This window comes from Stenotrophomonas sp. TWI587 (assembly GCF_039674145.1).
GTDB lineage: Bacteria > Pseudomonadota > Gammaproteobacteria > Xanthomonadales > Xanthomonadaceae > Stenotrophomonas > Stenotrophomonas maltophilia_AY.
This window is the reverse complement of the sequence record NZ_JBDJMW010000014.1, coordinates 36,758-56,083: the sequence shown is the minus strand read 5'-3', so window position 1 is coordinate 56,083 and position 19,326 is coordinate 36,758. Positions and strand designations below refer to the sequence as shown.

Here is a 19,326-nt window from a genome sequence, read left to right as displayed (position 1 = left end):
ACGGGCACGCCGACAGCGCCACGCGAGGCCACCGCGGGAGGGGATCGGAACGCTGCTGGGGCGGGCGCTGCGCTCGCCGAGGTCACCGGCTCACGGGCCGGTAACCACCACCAGATGGCGCTCGCCGGTCAACCCGGGGACGCTCAGCGGCAGCACCTTCTCCACCGCCCAGCCGGCCGGCAGCTGCGCGATCTCGTCGTGCGGGTACACGCCTTTCATGGCCAGCAGGCGGCCGCCCGGTCGCAGCAGATGCCCACCGACCCGGATGATCCCGGCCAGGGTGTCCATCGCGCGGGCGGTCAGATGGTCGTAGGCGGCCGGTTCGGCCAGCGCCTCGGCACGCGACTCGGCCACACGGGCATTGCCCAGGCCCAGCTGTCGCACGGCTTCGCGCATGAAGCGGGCCTTCTTGCCGTTGCTCTCGACCAGGGTCACCTGCAGCTGCGCGCGCGCGATCGCCAGCGGAATGCCCGGCAGCCCGGGGCCAGTGCCCAGATCGGCCAGGGTACCGGTCTCCAGAAACGGCTGCATCGCCAGCGAATCGAGCAGGTGGCGGGTCACCATTTCCAGCGGATCGCGGATGGCCGTCAGGTTGTACGTACGGTTCCAGCGGTCGAGCAGGGTCAGGTAGGTCAGCAGCGGCGGTGCCAGCGCGGCATCCAGCTGCATGGCGGCCAGGCCGCGCTCAAGCGCATCGGCGACGCCAGCGGGGAGGGTGTGTTCTGTCATGGCACCATTATCGCAGGTCGGTAGAGCCGACCGCGGGTCGGCGCCCCATCTCACAGGGCATGCCAGGCCAGCGCCGCCCGGAAATCATCGGCCGCCTGCCACTCATGCAGGTGCCAGCGCTCGGCCGGCCCCAGTTCTGGATCACACCAGGCCAGGTGCAGGCCACCGTCGATGCCGGGCGCGAGCTGCAGCCGGTGCAGACCGAAGGAGATGCCCTGCCCCTGCGCCTTCAACAGCGCTTCCTTGGCACACCACACGCGGAAGAACCAATGGTTGCGGGCGTTCTCGTCCAGCGATTCCAGCCAGGCGATCTCGGCCGGGTGGAAGAAGCGCTGCACGATCTCCAGCATCCGTGGGCGCGGGCGCAGCGGCTCCAGGTCCACGCCGAGGCGGACGCCTTCACCCAACGCGACCAGCAGTTGCCCATGGCTGTGGCTCCAACCAGTCCCGACATGCGCCAGCGGGCCATGCAGCTCCGGCCGCCCGCGCGGGTCGCGCTGCAGCGGCAGGTGCTCCGGCTCCCCACCCAGCTGCTCCGCCAGCAGGACCCGGGCCTGGGGCTCGCCCCGGGTACCCGGCACATGCGGCAGGCGCCAGACCGTGACCGGGCCGAAGCGCCAGGGGCCATCCAGGGTGGCCGGCAGGGTCATGCCACCGCTCCGCCATCGCGGCTGCACGACGACTTCACGGGGTGTGCCGTCAACTGCACGGGTTGCAACCGCACAGAGGGAGTCAACGCTATGGGCATCATCATCTGGTTGATCGTCGGCGGCATCGTGGGCTGGCTTGCCAGCATCATCATGAAGCGGGACGCGCAGCAAGGCATCATCCTCAACATCGTGGTCGGCATCGTCGGCGCATTGCTGGCCGGTTGGCTGTTCGGCGGTGGCATCAATGAAGCGATCACCATCCGCACGTTCCTGTTCTCGTTGATCGGCGCAGTGATCCTGCTCGCGATCGTGAATCTGTTTACGCGTCGAAGCGTCCGGTAACGAACGCACGTACCTCGTTGGATCGACAAGGCCCGGCACTGCCGGGCCTTGTTGTTTACGGCGCCAACTCTACCCACGCCGGGGCATGGTCGCTGGGGCGCTCCCAGGTACGCGGCTCGCGGTCGATGCCGGAAGCGACCGCCCGTGCCTTGAGCGCGTCGGAGACCAGGGTCAGGTCGATGCGCAGGCCCAGGTTGCGACGGAAGCCGGCCGCCCGGTAGTCCCACCAGCTGAACACGCCCTCTTCCTCGCTGTGCAGACGGAAGGCATCGTGCAGGCCCAGCTGCAACAGCTTGTTCAGGGCGACGCGCTCGGCGGTGGAAGTCAGGATGTGGTTCTCGTTCCAGACCAGCGGGTCGTGCACGTCGCGGGCATCCGGCGCAATGTTGAAGTCGCCCATCACCACCAGCTCCGGGTACTTGGCCAGTTCCGCCTCGACCCAGGCATGCACGGCCTCCAGCCAGCGCAGCTTGTAGGCGTACTTGTCGGTGCCGACATCCTGGCCGTTGACCACGTACAGGTTGATGATGCGCACACCATTGACGGTACCGGCGATCGCGCGTTTCTGCTCATCCTCGAAACCGGGAATGCCGATCTGCACGTCCTGCGCCGGTTCGCGCGAGAGCAGCGCGACGCCGTTGTAGGTCTTCTGCCCGGCAAACACGCTGCGGTAGCCCAGCCCGGCCAGCACCGCGTCGGGGAACTTGTGGTCCTCCATCTTGGTTTCCTGGATGCCAACCACGTCCGGCGCGAACGCCGTGAGCCATTGTTCCAGGTGCGGCAGGCGCACGTTGAGCGAGTTGACGTTCCAGGAGGCGATTTTCATGCGGGCATTCTACCTGCGGGGCGCGCGTCCGTTGGCAGCCGCTAACGCACCATCGCCTTCAACATCCCGGCGATCTTCGAATACGGCGGTTTGAGCAGATCGCTGGCGGCCCAGCGCGACTGCCACAGGATCGGCAGCTGCTTGCTCATCGCATCGAAGCCGGCGCGCGCGTGATAGGCGCCCATGCCACTCGGGCCGACGCCGCCGAACGGCAGGCCATTGACCGCGAAATGCAGCAGGGTGTCGTTGACGGTGACGCCGCCGGCCACGACCTGCGCCAGCACCCGTTCCACCTGCGCGCGCTCGTGACTGAAGACGTACAGCGCCAACGGGCGGTCACGCGACTGCACGGCCGCGATGGCCGCATCCAGGTCCGGATACGCGCAGACCGGCAGGATCGGGCCGAAGATCTCCTCGCGCATCAGGGCCAGATCGGCCGGCGGATCGAGCACGATGGTCGGCACGATCAGCCGCTCGCGCTGGGCACGCTCGGGATCGACCGTCGCCAGCTCGATCACCGGCACGCCCCGCGCGCGGGCCTCATCGAGATAGCCGCGCAGGCGCTGGTACTGACCGTCGTGGATGATCCGCGTGTAATCGGTGGCGTCGCTGAAGTCGCCATAGCGCGCCTGCACCTGGGTCTGCAGCTGCTGCACCAGCTCGCGCTGGCGATGGCCGTCGATCAGCACGTAGTCCGGGGCGATGCAGGTCTGCCCGGCATTGAAGAACTTGCCGGTGGCCAGACGCGCGGCGGCCTTCTCCAGCGGGTAGTCGCTGCAGACGATGGCCGGAGATTTGCCACCCAGCTCCAGCGTGAGCGGGGTCAGGTGCTCGGCCGCCGCCGCCATGACCTTGCGGCCGATGGCGGTGGAGCCGGTGAACACCAGATGGTCCAGCGGCGAGCCGGCCACGGCGCTGGCCAGCTGGCCATCGCCCTGCACGACCGCCACGCGATCAGAGGGGAATACGTCGGCCAGCAGCGACTGCAGAAATGCGCTGGTGCGCGGCGTGTGCTCGGACGGCTTGAGGATCACGTGGTTGCCGGCGGCGATCGCGGTGGCCAGCGGAATCAGCGCCAGGTTGACCGGGTAGTTCCAGGGCGAGATCACCCCGACCACGCCCAACGGCACCGGTCGGGTCTGCGCGCGTGCCGGCCAGAAGCGCCAGCCAACCCCGACCCGGCGCGGCCGCGTCCAGCCGCGCAGATGGCTGCACAGGTGGTCAATATCGCCAAGCACGGTCATGCCGTCGGCGATCAGTGATTCGTGGGTGGAGCGGTGTCCGAAATCGGCGGAGATCGCCGCGGCCATGTCCGGCAGGCGCGCCTTGAGGGCAGCGCGCAGGCGCTGCAGGTCGTCGCGGCGCTGCTCCAGCGTCGGGCGGTTGGCCTGCCAGGCGGTACGCAGGGTTTGCAGGATCGCGGGCAGCGCGGCGGGATCGGTGTGGGCATCGCTCATGGGCCGACTATAGCGGCAGGCTGCGTGATGGCGGGATCGGTAGTGCCGGCCGCTACTACCCAGGACACAAAAAGGGCCGCGATTCGCATCGCGGCCCCTTCGTCTTGCCGTGTGGATCACCGTTACTTGGTGATATCCACATCCTTGGTTTCATGCAGGAACAGGCCACCGATCACGACCGTCATCAACGCGATGATGATCGGGTACCACAGGCCGTAGTAGAGGTTGCCAGTACCGGCCACCAGCGCGAAGGAAATCGCCGGCAGGAAGCCACCGAACCAGCCGTTGCCGATGTGGTACGGCAGCGACATCGAGGTGTAGCGGATACGCGTCGGGAACAGCTCGACCAGGTAGGCGGCGATCGGGCCGTAGACCATGGTCACGTACAGCACCAGCAGCCACAGCATGAAGATCGTGCCCGGGATGTTGATGCGCGCATTGTCGGCCTTGGCCGGATAACCCGCGGCGCTCAACGCACCCTTGAGCTCCCCGCCGAAGGCATCGCCCTTGGCCTTGAGTTCTTCCTTGGTCAGCCCCGCAGCCTCGTAGGAGGTCACGGCGGTGGTCCCGACGTTGACCGTGGCCAGCGTACCGGCCGGTGCCGGCTTCACTTCATACGGCACACCGGCCTTGGTCAGAGCCGCGGTGGCCACGTCGCAGGAGCTGGTGAACTTGCGCAGGCCGACCGGATCGAACTGGAACGAGCAGGTATTCGGATCGGCATTGACCAGCGCCGGCGAGTTGGTGCGAGCTTCTTCGATGGCCGGGTTGGCGAAGTGGGTCAGGCCCTTGAAGATCGGGATGTAGGTGATCGCCGCCAGCAGACAGCCGGCCAGGATGATCTTCTTCCGGCCGATACGGTCCGACAGCCAGCCGAAGAAGATGAAGAACGGCACGCCCAGCGCCAGCGCTGCGGCGATCAGCAGGTAGGAGGTGGTGGCATCGACCTTGAGCATGCTGCTCAGGAAGAACAGCGCGTAGAACTGGCCGCCGTACCACACCACGGCCTGGCCGGCTGCGGCACCGAGCAGGACCAGCAGCATCAGCTTGAGGTTGCCGTCCTTGAGGCTGTCACGGAACGGGGTCTTGGAGCCCTTGCCCTCGGCCTTCATCTGCTGGAACAGCGGGGACTCGCTCAGCTGCAGGCGGATCCACACCGAGATGCCCAGCAGCACGATCGAGACCAGGAACGGAATACGCCAGCCCCAGGCTTCGAACGCTTCATTGCCCAGGAAGTAGCGGCAGGCCAGGATGATCAGCAGCGACATGAACAGGCCGAGCGTCGCGGTGCACTGGATGAAGCTGGTGTACAGGCCACGCTTGTCGGCCGGTGCATGCTCGGCGACATAGGTCGCCGCGCCACCGTATTCGCCACCCATCGCCAGGCCCTGGGCCAGGCGCAGGATGATCAGGATCACCGGGGCGGCGAAGCCGATCGAGGCGTAGTTGGGCAGCACGCCGACCAGGAAGGTCGAGATGCCCATGATCAGGATCGTGACCAGGAAGGTGTACTTGCGGCCGATACGGTCGCCGAGGCTGCCGAAGAAGGCCGCGCCGAACGGGCGCACGAAGAAGCCGGCCGCGAACGCCAGCAGCGCGAAGATCATGCCGGTGGTTTCATTGACACCGCTGAAGAACTGTTTGGCGATGATCGCGGCGAGCGAGCCGTACAGGAAGAAGTCGTACCACTCGAAGACGGTACCCAGGCTGGACGCGAAGATGACCTTCTTGTGTCCCTGGGTAAGTTGGGCTTTCGCCGGTGCAGGTGTTGTTGACATAAGACGCTTCCCCTCCGAAGCAATCGTTGTGTTGTGCCGGCTGTTCACCGGCAATCGTTTTTTCTTTTAGAAGCTGTACTTCGTGGTGAACTGCAGGCGACTGATATCGCCCTTGCGGCCATCCTCGATTTCGCGCACGCCGTACATCAGCTCGGCGCCGACATCGACCTTGGGCATCGGTGTGTAGAACACGTTGCCGCGGATGCTCTGCACGCTCTTGGTGACCAGCGGGCCGAGGCTGCCGTCGTTGTCGTAATCGCTGCGCGCGTAGATCAGGTTGGTGCGCAGCTTCGGGGTGAAGGCGTGGCGCCAGCCCACGTAGCCGGCCAGCACGCCGGTCGGGTTGAGTTCGTCACGGGCAATGTCATACGCGGTATCGGCGGTGACGCCCAGACCGATGTATCGCGCGATGCCTTCACCACCGGTGACCTGGTAATGCAGCGTGTCGGTCGGGCCCATCACCCACTTGCCGCCCAAGGTAAGGCCACCGCCGATCTTGTCCGCATCGGCGCCGGTGGTCTGGTTGTCGACCTTGAGCTGACGGACCACGCCGCCGACACCGAAGGTGCCCCAGTCACCCTTCCAGCCATAGCGCAGGGTCAGATCCGGCAGCGCGCCGCGGTCGGAGTTGCTGGCCACGTTGGTCCACGCACCGGTGATCGGATTGCGGGTGCCGGTGAGGACGGTGGTTTCCGGGTTTTCCAGCGCGACGCTGAAGCCGCCTTGGGTGTAGCGGATCTGTGCCTGGCGCACGAAGACCACACCGTCGGTCGGGCCGACGAAGTCGGCCGCTTCAGGGATCGAGGCGGCATCCATGAAGTTCGACCAGGTCTGGCCGGCCATCCAGTTGTTCCAGTACATGTAGGCATGACGCAGGGTCACACCGTAGGTATTGGTCGCGGTCTGGTTGCCCAGCGAGTTGCCGAAGAAGTCCATCTCGAAGAACGCGCCGGCCTTGTTGCCGCCTTCGCTGACGTTGTCGATGCCGAGGTTGAAGCGCGAGAACTTGGCGTGGGCGTTGTAGTCCACGTCCGAGCGCTTGCCGCTGCCACCGGCACCCGCCACGGGCGTCTGACCCGGCAGGTACAGCGCGCGGCCGGTGGCATCGTCAGCCAGCTGGCCATCGCCGGTCTGGGTGGCCAGGAAATCGGCCTTGATGAAACCGCCGATCTTGACCGTCGTCCCCGGCGCGGCGCCCGGGGTGATGGTGGTGACCTGGATCGGCTGCTTGCCCGCCGGTACGGTGGCGGCCACCGGTTGCTGCGCCTGGACCGTGCGCACGGCGGTGACATCGGTCTGGGCCTGGCTGATCTGGACCTGCTGTTGCTGCTGGTTGTTCAGCAGCAGCTGGACTTGGCGCTCCAGCTCGACGACGCGTGCTTCCAGGGCTTTCTCTTTTGCGGTTTCGGCGAACGCCATGCCTGGCGCGATCAGTGCGACGAACATGGCGGCGGCCAATGGCCGGCGTGTCGTCCTCAGCAAACGGTGGCTCATGTTGCCCTCTCTCCCGGGTGGCAAGGTGATGCCGCGCATGGGGCACGGTCGACCCGAGGGTGCGGCGCGTTGACGCACCGAAGCTATTGGCCATTAGTCGTACTCGCCCCCCCGGGGGCGAGTACGACCCGGGCGCCGGCAGGCGACCGGCAGGTGCCGAAGGCACCGCGTAGGTACTGACCGTTGGTCGGTACCCCCTCCCTAACGACGGACAGTCATGATCTGCCGCGCCCAGCGACCCTGTCCCATCGCAGCGCACGGCGTTCGACCAAGGTCTAACCACCTCGACACCGCGCAGGCGGGTGGATGCGGCAAACTGAGAGGGAGAGGTCGTCACTTATGTTGCGACCGCACAACCCAAGTCAACGTGCAAGTGAGGGTGCCATGGCTGATCTTTACCCCGTCGACGCCGCGTTCGCCGCGGCATCGCGGATCGACAAGAACACGTACCAGCAGCTCTACCGTGAATCGGTGGAGCATCCGGATGCCTTCTGGGGCAAGGCCGCCGAGCGCCTGGACTGGTTCAAGAAACCGACCCGTATCAAGAATGTCAGCTATCAGCTCGACGATTTCCGCATCAAGTGGTTCGAAGATGGCGAACTCAACGCCAGCGTCAACTGCCTGGATCGCCAGCTCGACAAGCGCGGCGACAAGATCGCCCTGCTGTTCGAACCGGACAGCCCCGATGCACCGGCGCAGGGCGTCACCTATCGCGAGCTGTATGAGCGCACCTGCCGCCTCGGCAACGCGCTGCGCAACCTCGGCGTCAAGAAGGGCGACCGGGTCACCATCTACCTGCCGATGATCGTCGACGCCGCCGTGGCCATGCTGGCCTGCGCGCGTATCGGGGCGATCCACTCGGTAGTGTTCGGCGGCTTCGCCCCGAACTCGATCGCCGACCGCGTTATCGACTGCGGCAGCAAGCTGATCATCACCGCCGACGAAGGGCTGCGCGGTGGCAAGAAGATTCCGCTCAAAGCCAATGTCGATGCGGCGTTGAAGCTGCCCGGCACCACCACCGTGGAAACGGTGCTGGTGGTCCGCCATACCGGCGGTGCGGTGGACATGCAGGCCCCGCGCGACCGCTGGTTCCACGATGTGGTGGACCCGCAGCCGGCGCAGTGCGAGCCCGAGCGGATGAACGCCGAGGATCCACTGTTCATCCTCTACACCTCCGGCTCCACCGGCAAGCCCAAGGGCGTGCTGCACACCACCGGCGGTTACCTACTGTACGCGGCCTACACCCATGAAGCGGTGTTCGACCTGCGCGAAGACGACATCTACTGGTGCACCGCCGATGTCGGCTGGGTCACCGGCCACAGCTACATCGTGTACGGCCCGCTGGCCAATGGCGCGACCTCGGTGATGTTCGAAGGCGTGCCGAACTTCCCGAACACCTCGCGCTTCTGGGAGGTGATCGACAAGCACCAGGTCACCATCTTCTATACCGCCCCGACCGCGATCCGCGCGTTGATGCGCGAAGGCGATGCACCGGTCAAGCGCACCTCGCGCAGTTCGCTGCGCCTGCTCGGCAGCGTCGGCGAGCCGATCAATCCGGAGGCCTGGCGCTGGTACTACGAGGTGGTCGGCGACAGCCGCTGCCCGATCGTGGATACCTGGTGGCAGACCGAAACCGGCGGCATCCTGATCTCGCCGCTGGCTGGTGCGGTCGATCTCAAGCCGGGCTCGGCCACCCTGCCCTTCTTCGGCGTGCAGCCGGCCCTGGTCAACGCCGATGGCGAGATCCAGGAAGGGGCGACCGAAGGCAACCTGATCATCCGCGATTCGTGGCCGGGCCAGATGCGCACCGTCTACGGCGACCATCAGCGCTTCATCGACACCTACTTCCGCACCTACCCGGGCAGCTACTTCACCGGCGACGGCTGCCGTCGCGATGAAGACGGCTACTACTGGATCACCGGCCGCGTCGACGATGTGATCAACGTTTCCGGCCACCGCATCGGCACCGCCGAAGTGGAAAGCGCGCTGGTCTCGCACCCGAAGGTGGCCGAAGCGGCCGTGGTCGGTTTCCCGCACGACATCAAGGGCCAGGGCATCTATGCCTACGTGACGCTGATCGCCGACGAGACGCCGAGCGATGAACTGCACAAGGAGTTGGTGGCCTGGGTGCGCAAGGAAATCGGTCCGATCGCCGCGCCCGATCATCTGCAGTGGGCGCCGGGCCTGCCGAAAACGCGCTCGGGCAAGATCATGCGCCGCATCCTGCGCAAGATCGCCGAGAACGCCCCGGACCAGCTTGGCGACACCTCGACCCTAGCCGATCCGTCGGTCGTGGCCTCGCTGGTGGAAGAACGCAAAGTGAAGTGAAGTAACCCTTCGCCGTGAAGGCGCAGGATGGGGCCGCGTCATCGCGTTCGTGGGCCCCTCCTCACCAGCACCCACACCCCGCCGCTTCGCGGCCGCCCCCTGACTCAGGGGGCGGTCATCTCGATAGACTTTTTCGTTGCGTCGCTGCACGCCTCCGCAACATGGCCCCCACCATGACGACCCTCCTGATTGCCGATGACCACCCGCTGTTCCGCGAAGCCCTTCGCGGGGCCGTGCAACGCGTCATCCCCGGCGTGCAGCTGTACGAAGCGGACAGTGTGGAAGCGCTGTACCAGCTGGCCGACCAGCACACCGACGCCGACCTGGTCCTGATGGACCTTAACATGCCCGGCGCGCAGGGCTTCAACGCGCTCGTGCATATGCGTGCCCTGCACCCGCAGCTGCCGGTGGTGGTGGTGTCCGCACGTGAGGAACCGACGGTGATGCGCCGCGCGCTCGACCACGGCGCCTTTGGCTTCATCCCCAAATCCGCCGATTCGGACACCATCGGTCATGCCTTGGGCACCATCCTCGATGGTGAGACCTGGGCCCCACCGGAAGCGCACAGCGTGCCCCAGACCGGGCGCGAGGAGCGCGAGATCGGCCAGCGCCTGCGCGAGCTGACGCCGCAGCAGTTCCGGGTGCTGCAGATGCTGGGTGCCGGCCGTCTCAACAAGCAGATCGCCTACGACCTCAACGTCTCCGAAGCGACGATCAAGGCCCATGTCACCGCGATCCTGCGCAAGCTGGGCGTCACCAACCGCACCCAGGCGGTGCTGATGGCCGGCAAGCTGGCCATCGATGACGAACAGATCGTGTTGCCGCCCGAAGAAGAGTAGGCGTTATAGCCGGAGCTATGAATTCCAGCGTTACCTGCGCAATTCGCCGCAAACGCTCCACGCTGCAGGCCCGGTGCTAAGCTTCGCGTCCCCTTGGGGAGTAGCCGGATTCCTGCTGAAGGAATCGCCCGCGTCAACATACTCGGCCAGTGCGCCGTGGTGCGGGCAACCATCTTGGTTGGCGAGACCAGCGGTCCGCGTGCGCAACGACAGGTTGGGCGCGTCCGCGGCCCGTTGCTCGCTCTCGCCCGACCTGCCGCGTACCCCAATGTCCCCTGTTTCGATCCTGCTGATCGGCTTTGCCATGTCTACCGATGCCTTCGCTGCGGCGATCGGCAAAGGCGCAGCCATGCGCAAGCCACGTTTCTCCGATGCTTTGCGCGCCGGCCTGATTTTCGGTGTCATCGAAGGCATCACGCCGGTGATCGGCTGGCTGCTCGGTCGCGCCGCGCTGGAGTACGTAGAGGCCTTCGATCACTGGATCGCGTTCGGCCTGCTCGGGGCGCTGGGCGTGCACATGATCATCAACGGCCTGCGCCCCGATGAGGGTGCGGAGGAAGACGACACCAGCAAACACCACGGCTTCTGGCGCCTGGCGATGACCGGTTTCGCCACCAGCATCGATGCGATGGCGGTCGGTATCGGCCTGGCCTTCCTCGATGTGCATATCGGCGTCATGGCGCTGGTCATCGGCCTGTGCACGCTGACCATGGTCACCTGCGGGATCATGCTTGGCCGCGTCTTGGGCGGCATGGTCGGCAAGCGCGCCGAGATCATCGGCGGCGTGATCCTGATCATCATCGGCTCCACCATCCTGTACGAACACCTCAGCGGCGCCGTGGCCTGATCGGGCACTGCGACCGCCGCCAGCCCGCGGCTAGAGATCGCCGCGGGTATCGTGGAAGGCGGCCAGGAAGGCGCGCAGCGACGCCGGCTTGATCGGCTTGGTCAGCAACCGGTAGCCGCGGTCGCGCGCCATCCGCTTGAGCTCATCGCGCCCATCGGCGGTGAGCAGCGCACCGGGGATCGCGCGCCCGGCCTTCTGGCCCAGGGCCACCAAGGTATCCAGCCCATCCAGGCGGTCGTGCAGGTGGTAATCCACCAGCATCACATCCGGCCGTTCAACCACTTTCTCCAATGCCTGGTCGACCGTGCTGGCGGTGATCACCTGCACCTGCCAACGGCCCAGCAGCGCGCGCATGCCATCCAGGATTTCCTGGTCATTGTCCACGCACAGCACGCGCATGCCCGCCAGCGAATCGGTGCGGGTGATCGGGCTGGGTGCCGGCACCGCTGTCACGCTGGGCAGCGCCGGTGCGGCCACCAGCGGCAACAGGATCGAGAACATGCTGCCGCTGCCGACCCGGCTGCGCGCGTTGAGGCGGTGATCGAGCAGGCGCGAGATGCGCTGGCAGATCGACAGCCCCAGCCCCAGCCCCTGCTCGCCCCAGTCGAAGGGCTGCTGGTAGCGATGGAACTCATCGAAGATCTGCTGCATGTGGTGTTCGGGAATGCCCGGGCCGGTATCCCATACCTGCAGTTCGACCTCCGGCCCGCGATGCCGCACCGCCAGTACGATGCGGCCCTGACGCGTGTAACGCAGCGCATTGGCCAGGAAGTTCTGCAGCACGCGGCGCAGCAGGCGGCGATCGCTGCGCACCCACGCCGGCCGCGCGAACAGATCCAGGCGCAGGCCACGCCCGGCGGCGACGGGGGAGTATTGCGCGGCCAGTTCGCGCATCAGCAGGCTGACGTCGAAATCCCCGATCACCGGGTGCAGCCCCCCTGCATCCAGCCGGGAGACGTCCAGCAAGCCATCCAGCAGCTCCTCGGCTGCGCGCAGTGACGCATCCACGCGCTCGGCCAGATGCCGCTGCTCTTCATTGTTGTGGTGGCTCTCACGCAGCGCAGAAGCGAACAGGCGCGCAGCGTTGAGCGGCTGCAGCACGTCATGGCTGATCGCCGCCAGGAAACGCGTCTTGGACTGCTGCGCCATCTCCGCCTCGTGCGAGCGTTCGGCCACCCGCTGCTCCAGCGTTTCGTTGGCTTCCAGCAGCGCGCGCTCGGCGTGCTTGTAGTCGGTGATGTCGTTGTAACTGGTGACATAGCCGCCGCCAGGCAGCGCCTGCCCGCGCATCTCGATCACCTTGCCGTCGCTGCGGGTGCGCTCGAAGATGTGCGGCGAACCGGCGCGCATGTAACCGATGCGACGGTTGATCTGCACCTCGATCTCGCCCTCGCCCAGCTCGCCACGCTCGGCGTTGTAGCGGATCAGATCGGCGACCGGGCGGCCCACGTAGAGCATGCCGTCGGGATAGCCGAACATCTGCTGGTAGCGGCGATTCCAGGCGGTCAGCCGCATGTCCGGATCGACCACACTGACGCCCGCACTGATGTTCTCCAGGGTGGTGGAGAGGATCTCGCGGTTGAAGCGCAGTTCCTGGCCGGCTTCATCGAGCACCGCCACCACTTCGCCCAGGTCCATGCCCGAGCCGCGCAGCAGGCTGGTCAGCAGCAGACGCGCGGACGCCGCACCGATCGAGGCGGCCAGCAGGCGTTCGGTGAACTGCACCCAGGCACGGTCGGCGGGCGCCGAGGCCTGCAGCTCGCGCCCCAGTGACTGCGCCTGTTCGAAGAACGAGCGGCGGGCATGGCGGTCACCCACCACCCGTGCGGCCAGCGCCAGCAGGTCACCCACGTGCACATGGCCCGGCCACGCACCGGCGACCGACGGCCGTTGCGCATAGGGATCCAGGAAGGGCGCCGCGCCCAGCCGCTCGTCCACGCCGGGACGCCAGCGCACCGAGACCAGCACCATCGCGGCCACGTTGACCAGCAGCGACCAGAACGTGCCGTGGGTCAGCGGGTCCCAGCCACTCATCCCGAACAGGTGCTGCGGCTGCAGCCAGTCGATGCCGAACGGGCCCTGCACCAGCCAGGTTTCATCCATCCAGCCGGCATGGGTCAGCGCAGGCAGCAGCAGGGTGTAGACCCATGTGCCGAAGCCCAGCAGCATGCCGACCTCGACGCCTCGGCGGCTGGCACCGCGCCAGTACAGCCCACCGATCAACCCGGGCGCGAACTGGGCCACCGCCGCGAACGCCATCAATCCATACGAGGCCAGCGTGCTGTCATTGCTGCTGCCGCGGTAATAGCTGTAGGCCACGAGGGCCAGCAGCAGGATCGCCGTACGCCGGATCCACAATACGCGTGAGGCGACGTTTGCTGCGTCCTCGTGGTGATCATTGCGGCGCAGCAGGACCGGCATCACCAGGTCGTTGCTGACCATGGTGGCCAGCGCGATCGAGGCCACGATGACCATGCCGGTTGCCGCCGAGAAGCCGCCGACATAGGCGACCAGTGCCAGGAACTTGCGCCCCTCGGCAAGCGGCAGGGCCAGCACCATGCTGTCGTCGGCAACGCTGCCACCGGTGCCGAACAGGGTCACGCCCGCCGTGGCGATGGGAATCACCATCGCCGAAATAATCACCAGGTACGCACCGAACATCCAGCGCGCGCGGCGGATGTCACGCACGTCGCCGCACTCGACCACGGCCACATGGAACTGGCGCGGCAGGCAGATGATGGCCAGGAAGCTCAGCAGGGTCTGCGAAATGAAGCCGACCGGCGGCAGGCCCGTGAACAGCGTGTGCGCCGATTCGATCACCGCATCGGTGCGGTCGTTGAGCCACAGGTAGGCAAACAGGCCCAGCGCCACCATCGCGATCAGCTTGATCATCGATTCCAGCGCGATCGCCAGCATCATGCCGTGGTGGTGCTCGGTGGCATCCACCTGGCGGGTGCCGAACAACGTGGCGAACAAGGCCATCAACAGCGCCACGTACAGCGCCGGATCGGTGAAGAAGCCGGTGGGCCCGACGTTGCCGGTCAGCACCTGAAGGCTCATCGCCACGGCTTTGTACTGCAGGGCCAGGTACGGCACGATGCCGATCAGCGCGATCACCGCCACCAGCGCGGCCAGCCGCCGCGAGCGGCCGAAACGCGAGGAGATGAAATCGGCGATGGACACCACGTTCTGGCTGCGTGCGATCAGCGCCAGCCGCTCGATGATGCGCCAGCCGAACACCCACAGCAGCAGCGGCCCCAGGTAGATCGGCAGGTAGCCCACGCCGTTGCGCACCGCCGTCCCCACCGCGCCGTAGAAGGTCCACGACGAGCAGTACACCGCCAGCGCCAGGCTGTAGACCACCGGGCGCAGCCACGGGCGGTCGGGGTACATCGGGCGACGGTCGCCCCACCACGCCACGCCGAACAGCAGCGCGGCGTAGGCCACCGAGACCAGCAGCAGGATCCAGCTAGAAACCACAGGGTTGTTTCCGCGAGAGCAGCCCGCAGTGTAGCGGCTGGGCGGCCCCGGTCACGGCCCGGTTCAGGCCGGCACCATCGCCAGCGGGCGGGTCGGCAGACGGATGCTGACCCGGGTACCACGGCCCTTGCCGCTCTCTACCTGGATGTGTCCACCGGCCGCCTCGACCAGGCTGGCGGTGACGGCCAGCCCGAGTCCTGTTCCCTGCCCGACCGGCTTGGTGGTGAAGAACGGTTCCAGGCAGCGGGCACGCACCTCCTCGCTCATCCCGTGGCCGCTGTCGCTCACATGGATGACCACTTCATCGATGCGCGAGGGCTGCACGACCACCAGGTTGAACTGGCCTCCATCCGGCATGGCCTGGTGGGCATTCACCGCCAGACTGAGCAGGATCGACTCCAGCTGGGCCGGATCGAAATGGATCAGACACTGCACCTGACCGCCGTCGACCTCGCACTGCACCCGCGTGTCGAACACCTGCTGCAGGGTAGGTGCCATGGCCGTGATCGTTGCGGCGACATCCAGCAGCTGCGGCCGGCTGTGCTCCAGCCGACTGAAATCCAGCAACCGCCGGCTGACGGCTGCCGCACGCCGCACCGCCGCGTCGGCTCCCTGCAGGGCCACCTGGAGCTCTCCGCCTTGGCTGCGCCGGGCTTTGGCGATATAGCTCTGGACCAGGGCCAGCAGATGATTGAAGTCATGCGCGATGCCGCTGGCGAGGCGACCGACGTTCTCCATCTTCATCGCGTGCACCAACTGGTCGCGCGAGCGCTCCTTCTCCTGGATCTCCAGCTGCAGCTCATCGCGTTTGCGGGCCAGGTCGCGGCTGTGCTCGCGCGCCACCTGCAGGCTTTCACGCAGGCCGGTGACACTGTGATGCAGCAACCAGGCCGCCATCAGGGTGGCGAACAAGCATATCGCCAGGTCATTCACCGCGAGCAGCAGCCGATCGGGGCGGAACATCAGGCTGGACGCATCGACCCACGCCCCGACCACGATCAGCACGCATACCCCGCTGGTGACCCACCACAGCGGGCGCCTGCCCAGTACGGCCGCCACCAGCATCACTGGCAGCAGCAACACCAGCTGCAGCCGGAGCTGGGCCGCCAGCCCCCAGTACGCGTAGGCCACGGTGAGCAGCAGCATCTGGCCAACAACAAAGAAGGTGGCTGCGCGAAGCGGTCGCCCGGCACGCTGCAGCAGCAGGCAGAGCACGCACAGCAGTGCGTGCAGCACGGCAATCAGCGGCACCACCAGGTCCAGCGCCATCCCCATGCGCAGCGCGATCCAGAGCGCCATCACCAGGTGGAACAGGCCCACCATGTGCAGCAGGCCGCGCAGCATGGCATCGGTACGGCGACCCAGCGACTGTGGCGCAGCCACGTCGGTGGGCCCGCTCGGGGTGGACGGTGGTGGTATGGGCATGCGCGGCAGGCTCCGGGCCGGAGCGACAGCGTCCGGCAACAAGGAGGGTATATTAGCGGCGCGTGATCCGGCAGCGTCGCTGCGCCGGTATCACCAGGAACGTGCCGCATTGCCGTCCGTCCGCATTCGACCGGGAAGTCGCTGTCCTCATGCCTACGTTGTCCTTTGTCCGTCGCGGGCTGTCCGCGCTTGTCTGTCTGTCCTGGCTGGCCGCGCCGTGCGCGCTGGCGCAGCACCCGATGGACAGCGCCCCACTGACCGCGCAGGTACAACAGTGCCACGGCCTGCTGACCAGCGCGCCGCGCACGTCACTGCAGATGGCGCGTTCGTTGCTCGCCGGGCCCGTGCTGCCCACCTCGATCGAAATCGGGGCTTTGGGGTGCCTGGGTGCGGCGCTGCGCTCCCAGGGTCAGCTCGACCAGACCATCGAATTGCCCGACCGGCTGCTGGCCGCTGCCTCGCGCCCTGATGCAACGGCCGAGGACCAGCTGCGCGCTCATTCCATCGCCGCACACCTGCTGTTGTGGCGCGGCGACCATGGCCAGGCACTTGAGCTGACCAATCGCTTCCTGGAGGAGTCGGTCCGCCAACGCGACGTGCAGGGCCAGATCGGGGCGCTGATGCAGATCGCCATGATCCGCGGCGACGCGATGGGCGACGCACAGGGCGCTCTGACCTATCTGCAGAAAGCCACCGCATTGAGCGAGCATCTGCGTCGGCCGCCCAATCCCGGCGATCTCATCCTGTACTACAACTTCGGGTATGCGCTGCTGCAGATGCAGCGGCTTGAAGAGGCCAACACGGCCTTCAGCCGGGCCGAGGCGATTGGCACGCGCGTGGGCGGCCAGGACCTGTTCCTGCACCGCATCGTCAGCCACCGCGCGGAGATCCAGCGCCTGCGCGGACAGTTGCCTGCCGCCGAAGCAGGGCTGCGGCGAGCCTTGGCCTGGCAGGTGGTGCAGGACCCGCAGGGCCAGGTGGTCACCCTGCAGCGGCTCGCCCGGCTCACCCTGGAGCAGGCCGGTGCCGAGGCAGCCCAGCCGTTGGCGGAACAGGCCCAGGAGCTGGCTGAGCGCGGCCATTTCAGCGATGAAGTCCGCGGCGGGCTGGACCTGCTCGGCGATATCCATACCTTGCTGGGCAACCGCGAGCAGGCGCTGCAGTACGCGCGCCAGGCCCGCGGGATCGATCAAGCGCGCAGCAAAGGGGAGACACTCAACCAGCTCGCCAAACTGCAGGCTACCGCCGAACGCAGCATCCACCCGGCCGATATCCATGCGATGCAGGACCTCGACCGCGTACGGGTGCTGCGCAATGGCGCGCTGATCGCCTTGCTGGTGGTGACAGGCATCGCCACGTTCGTGGTGCTCCGCATGCGTCGGCAACGCCACCGCCTGACCCTGCTGACCAGCACCGACCGGGTCACTGGCCTGGTCAACCGCCGCGAAGCGGAGCGGTTGCTCGCTGCGGAGCGGGCCAAGGCTGGTGCCGATCAGCGCAGCGCGGTGATGCTGCTGGAAGTGGATGCGTTCAAAGCCCTCAACGAGCGACACGGCGAGGCCGCCGGCGATGCCGTGTTGCGCGCCGTGGCTCAGTGCCTGCGCCGACACTGCGACAGCCATGACCGCCTCGCCCGATGGGGTGGCGCCAGCTTCCTGGTCGTCCGGCACGATACCGCTGCGCCAGCCGCGCAGGCGCTGGCCAGCCATCTGCGTGCCGCGATCGAGCGCCTGGTGGTGGACATCGGACCGTCCCAGCACCTGACCCTGACCCTGACGGCGAGTATCGGCATGGCACCGTTGCCGCTGTTCGCGCATGCGCCGGATGCGCCGGATGTGCTCGACGACAGCCTGCGCGCCGCCGATCGGGCGCTGCAGAGCGCCCGCCGAAGTGGACACAATGCCTGGGCCATGTTGTGGGGCGAGGACGCCGGCCGCGATGTCGATCTGTACAGCCTGCTCCACGACCCCGCCAAGGCGATGACCAGCGGCTGGTTGTCATTGGCAGGAAGCAGGCCGATGGCCTGGCTTCCGCCGCGTCCGGAGCCCGCTCGCACCCCGGTGGATCAGGATGTGCAGACCGGGACCGGTCACCCGCGTTGATCGCGTGCTGCGATCAGCGCGTCACATCGAAGCGTACTTCCACCCGGCGGTTGGGCAGCAGGCATTCCAGCAGCGCTGCGCGTGGGCGCACGCCATCGCATTGCTGTACCTGCTGGGTGTCGCCTTTGTACTCGTAGCGGATGCTGGCCGGAGCGACGCCCCGGCCGATGAGCAGCTCACGCACGGTCCGGGCACGCCGCTCGGACAACGCCTGGTTGGCATCGAAGCCGCGGCCCTGCATGCGGTCGGCATGACCCACCAGGGTCACACCCTCCAGCTGCAGGGACTCGTCGGCAATGCTGGCCAGCGCGCGGTCCACGCTTTCCAGTGAGTAGGTGCGGATGTCGCGGTACGCATCACGGTCGAACTCGAACAGCACATTGGCCACCAACGGCCCCGGCGCAGCGACGATGGCCGGGCCGACATTGCACTGGCGCGCCAGCGCCTCGGCCTCGTTGACCAGTTCCTCGGCGATCTGGATATACGGCTTGGAATGGCGCCACTGCTGCTGGTTGAATTCATTGCCGGCGTGCACCAGCTCGACCTCACCGCAGGCGACCTGCTGCTGCGCGCACACGAAGCCCGGCGCACCGTGCAGTACCCGCAGGCGCTGCCACAGGTCATCGCGCAGGTACTTGGCGTTGTTCACCAGCGGCGTATCGGTGGGCAGCGGCGAGACACCCTGCTCCATGCCGATGATCAGCTTCTCCGATTCGGTGAGCGCCTGCTGCGGGAACGCGCTGCGATCATTGCGGCTGTACTCGTGGAAGGACACGTCCAGCCAGCACTGTGCCTTGGACAGGTGGTAATCGCGGATCGGGCGACCACCGTCGTTGAGCGCCTGGATACGGCCCTGGGTGGCTTCATAGGTGCCATGGTCGGCATGGATCGCCTCATCGGTGATGCGCTGCTGCTGCGGCAACAACTGCGCCTGCTGCGCATCGGCGTGCCCGGCCACAGCAGCCAGAAGAGCCGCGGCAAGCAGCGACGGAGCAATACGGTCAATCGGGAAAAGAGTCGTCATCAGGG

The 19,326-nt window shown here is 66.9% G+C and carries 14 protein-coding genes; 5 read left to right on the top strand and 9 right to left on the bottom strand.

Annotation, left to right across the window (positions count from 1 at the left end):
• Positions 1 to 90: 90 nt before the first annotated feature.
• Together rsmG and ABE464_RS17915 are read right to left on the bottom strand one after the other, a co-directional pair.
• Positions 91 to 729, bottom strand: a complete 639-nt coding sequence (rsmG, locus tag ABE464_RS17920; protein ID WP_346473032.1) for a 16S rRNA (guanine(527)-N(7))-methyltransferase RsmG — start codon at positions 727 to 729, stop codon at positions 91 to 93.
• A gap of 50 nt (positions 730 to 779) precedes the next feature.
• Entirely contained in the window at positions 780 to 1,379 is a 600-nt protein-coding gene (locus tag ABE464_RS17915; RefSeq protein WP_346473031.1) for a 4'-phosphopantetheinyl transferase superfamily protein, read from the bottom strand.
• A gap of 90 nt (positions 1,380 to 1,469) precedes the next feature.
• On the opposite strand from ABE464_RS17915, the gene ABE464_RS17910 reads away from it, so the two are divergent.
• Positions 1,470 to 1,721 (top strand): GlsB/YeaQ/YmgE family stress response membrane protein, encoded by a 252-nt coding sequence (locus tag ABE464_RS17910; protein ID WP_070426235.1) that lies wholly within the window; start codon positions 1,470 to 1,472, stop codon positions 1,719 to 1,721.
• Positions 1,722 to 1,776: 55 nt separating this feature from the next.
• Here ABE464_RS17910 and xth read toward each other — a convergent pair whose 3' ends face one another.
• From xth to ABE464_RS17890, 4 genes are all read right to left on the bottom strand, one after another.
• The gene (xth, locus tag ABE464_RS17905; RefSeq protein WP_346473030.1) at positions 1,777 to 2,547 is read right to left on the bottom strand and encodes an exodeoxyribonuclease III; all 771 of its coding nucleotides are present in this window, start codon (positions 2,545 to 2,547) and stop codon (positions 1,777 to 1,779) included.
• A gap of 41 nt (positions 2,548 to 2,588) precedes the next feature.
• Entirely contained in the window at positions 2,589 to 4,004 is a 1,416-nt protein-coding gene (locus ABE464_RS17900) for a coniferyl aldehyde dehydrogenase (RefSeq protein WP_346473029.1), read from the bottom strand.
• A gap of 122 nt (positions 4,005 to 4,126) precedes the next feature.
• The gene (locus tag ABE464_RS17895; RefSeq protein ID WP_346473028.1) at positions 4,127 to 5,782 is read right to left on the bottom strand and encodes an MFS transporter; all 1,656 of its coding nucleotides are present in this window, start codon (positions 5,780 to 5,782) and stop codon (positions 4,127 to 4,129) included.
• 66 nt (positions 5,783 to 5,848) lie between these two features.
• On the bottom strand, positions 5,849 to 7,276 hold the full coding sequence (locus tag ABE464_RS17890; RefSeq protein WP_346473027.1) for a DcaP family trimeric outer membrane transporter: 1,428 nt from the start codon (positions 7,274 to 7,276) through the stop codon (positions 5,849 to 5,851).
• A 384-nt stretch (positions 7,277 to 7,660) separates the two neighbouring features.
• Between ABE464_RS17890 and acs the strand changes: the two genes are divergently transcribed.
• The 3 genes from acs (at position 7,661) to ABE464_RS17875 (ending at position 11,290) form a co-directional block, all read left to right on the top strand.
• Positions 7,661 to 9,604, top strand: a complete 1,944-nt coding sequence (gene acs / locus ABE464_RS17885; protein WP_346473026.1) for an acetate--CoA ligase — start codon at positions 7,661 to 7,663, stop codon at positions 9,602 to 9,604.
• Between the two features lie 173 nt (positions 9,605 to 9,777).
• Complete coding sequence (locus tag ABE464_RS17880; RefSeq protein ID WP_346473025.1) at positions 9,778 to 10,443, top strand: response regulator transcription factor; 666 nt, start codon at positions 9,778 to 9,780, stop codon at positions 10,441 to 10,443.
• Between the two features lie 268 nt (positions 10,444 to 10,711).
• The gene (locus tag ABE464_RS17875; RefSeq protein WP_123729786.1) at positions 10,712 to 11,290 is read left to right on the top strand and encodes a manganese efflux pump MntP family protein; all 579 of its coding nucleotides are present in this window, start codon (positions 10,712 to 10,714) and stop codon (positions 11,288 to 11,290) included.
• A 30-nt stretch (positions 11,291 to 11,320) separates the two neighbouring features.
• On the opposite strand, the gene ABE464_RS17870 is transcribed toward ABE464_RS17875, so the two are convergent.
• On the bottom strand, positions 11,321 to 14,770 hold the full coding sequence (locus tag ABE464_RS17870; protein WP_346473024.1) for a PAS domain-containing hybrid sensor histidine kinase/response regulator: 3,450 nt from the start codon (positions 14,768 to 14,770) through the stop codon (positions 11,321 to 11,323).
• Positions 14,771 to 14,833: 63 nt separating this feature from the next.
• A complete protein-coding gene (locus tag ABE464_RS17865; protein WP_346473023.1) occupies positions 14,834 to 16,195 on the bottom strand; it encodes an ATP-binding protein in 1,362 nt (453 codons plus the stop codon).
• Between the two features lie 149 nt (positions 16,196 to 16,344).
• On the opposite strand from ABE464_RS17865, the gene ABE464_RS17860 reads away from it, so the two are divergent.
• Positions 16,345 to 18,297 carry a diguanylate cyclase gene (locus ABE464_RS17860; protein ID WP_346473022.1) on the top strand — a complete coding sequence of 651 codons (1,953 nt, stop codon included), beginning with the start codon at positions 16,345 to 16,347 and terminating at the stop codon, positions 18,295 to 18,297.
• Between the two features lie 13 nt (positions 18,298 to 18,310).
• Here the strand turns inward: ABE464_RS17860 and ABE464_RS17855 are convergent, their stop codons facing one another.
• Positions 18,311 to 19,321 (bottom strand): OmpA family protein, encoded by a 1,011-nt coding sequence (locus tag ABE464_RS17855; RefSeq protein ID WP_346473021.1) that lies wholly within the window; start codon positions 19,319 to 19,321, stop codon positions 18,311 to 18,313.
• Between the last annotated feature and the right edge of the window lie 5 nt (positions 19,322 to 19,326).

Excerpts from the sequence above, each read along its gene's own strand:
- rsmG (WP_346473032.1), bottom strand. The coding sequence starts at position 729 with ATGACAGAACACACCCTCCCCGCTGGCGTCGCCGATGCGCTTGAGCGC.
- ABE464_RS17915 (WP_346473031.1), bottom strand. The coding sequence starts at position 1,379 with ATGACCCTGCCGGCCACCCTGGATGGCCCCTGGCGCTTCGGCCCGGTC.
- ABE464_RS17910 (WP_070426235.1), top strand. The coding sequence starts at position 1,470 with ATGGGCATCATCATCTGGTTGATCGTCGGCGGCATCGTGGGCTGGCTT.
- xth (WP_346473030.1), bottom strand. The coding sequence starts at position 2,547 with ATGAAAATCGCCTCCTGGAACGTCAACTCGCTCAACGTGCGCCTGCCG.
- ABE464_RS17900 (WP_346473029.1), bottom strand. The coding sequence starts at position 4,004 with ATGAGCGATGCCCACACCGATCCCGCCGCGCTGCCCGCGATCCTGCAA.
- ABE464_RS17895 (WP_346473028.1), bottom strand. The coding sequence starts at position 5,782 with ATGTCAACAACACCTGCACCGGCGAAAGCCCAACTTACCCAGGGACAC.
- ABE464_RS17890 (WP_346473027.1), bottom strand. The coding sequence starts at position 7,276 with ATGAGCCACCGTTTGCTGAGGACGACACGCCGGCCATTGGCCGCCGCC.
- acs (WP_346473026.1), top strand. The coding sequence starts at position 7,661 with ATGGCTGATCTTTACCCCGTCGACGCCGCGTTCGCCGCGGCATCGCGG.
- ABE464_RS17880 (WP_346473025.1), top strand. The coding sequence starts at position 9,778 with ATGACGACCCTCCTGATTGCCGATGACCACCCGCTGTTCCGCGAAGCC.
- ABE464_RS17875 (WP_123729786.1), top strand. The coding sequence starts at position 10,712 with ATGTCCCCTGTTTCGATCCTGCTGATCGGCTTTGCCATGTCTACCGAT.
- ABE464_RS17865 (WP_346473023.1), bottom strand. The coding sequence starts at position 16,195 with ATGCCCATACCACCACCGTCCACCCCGAGCGGGCCCACCGACGTGGCT.
- ABE464_RS17860 (WP_346473022.1), top strand. The coding sequence starts at position 16,345 with ATGCCTACGTTGTCCTTTGTCCGTCGCGGGCTGTCCGCGCTTGTCTGT.
- ABE464_RS17855 (WP_346473021.1), bottom strand. The coding sequence starts at position 19,321 with ATGACGACTCTTTTCCCGATTGACCGTATTGCTCCGTCGCTGCTTGCC.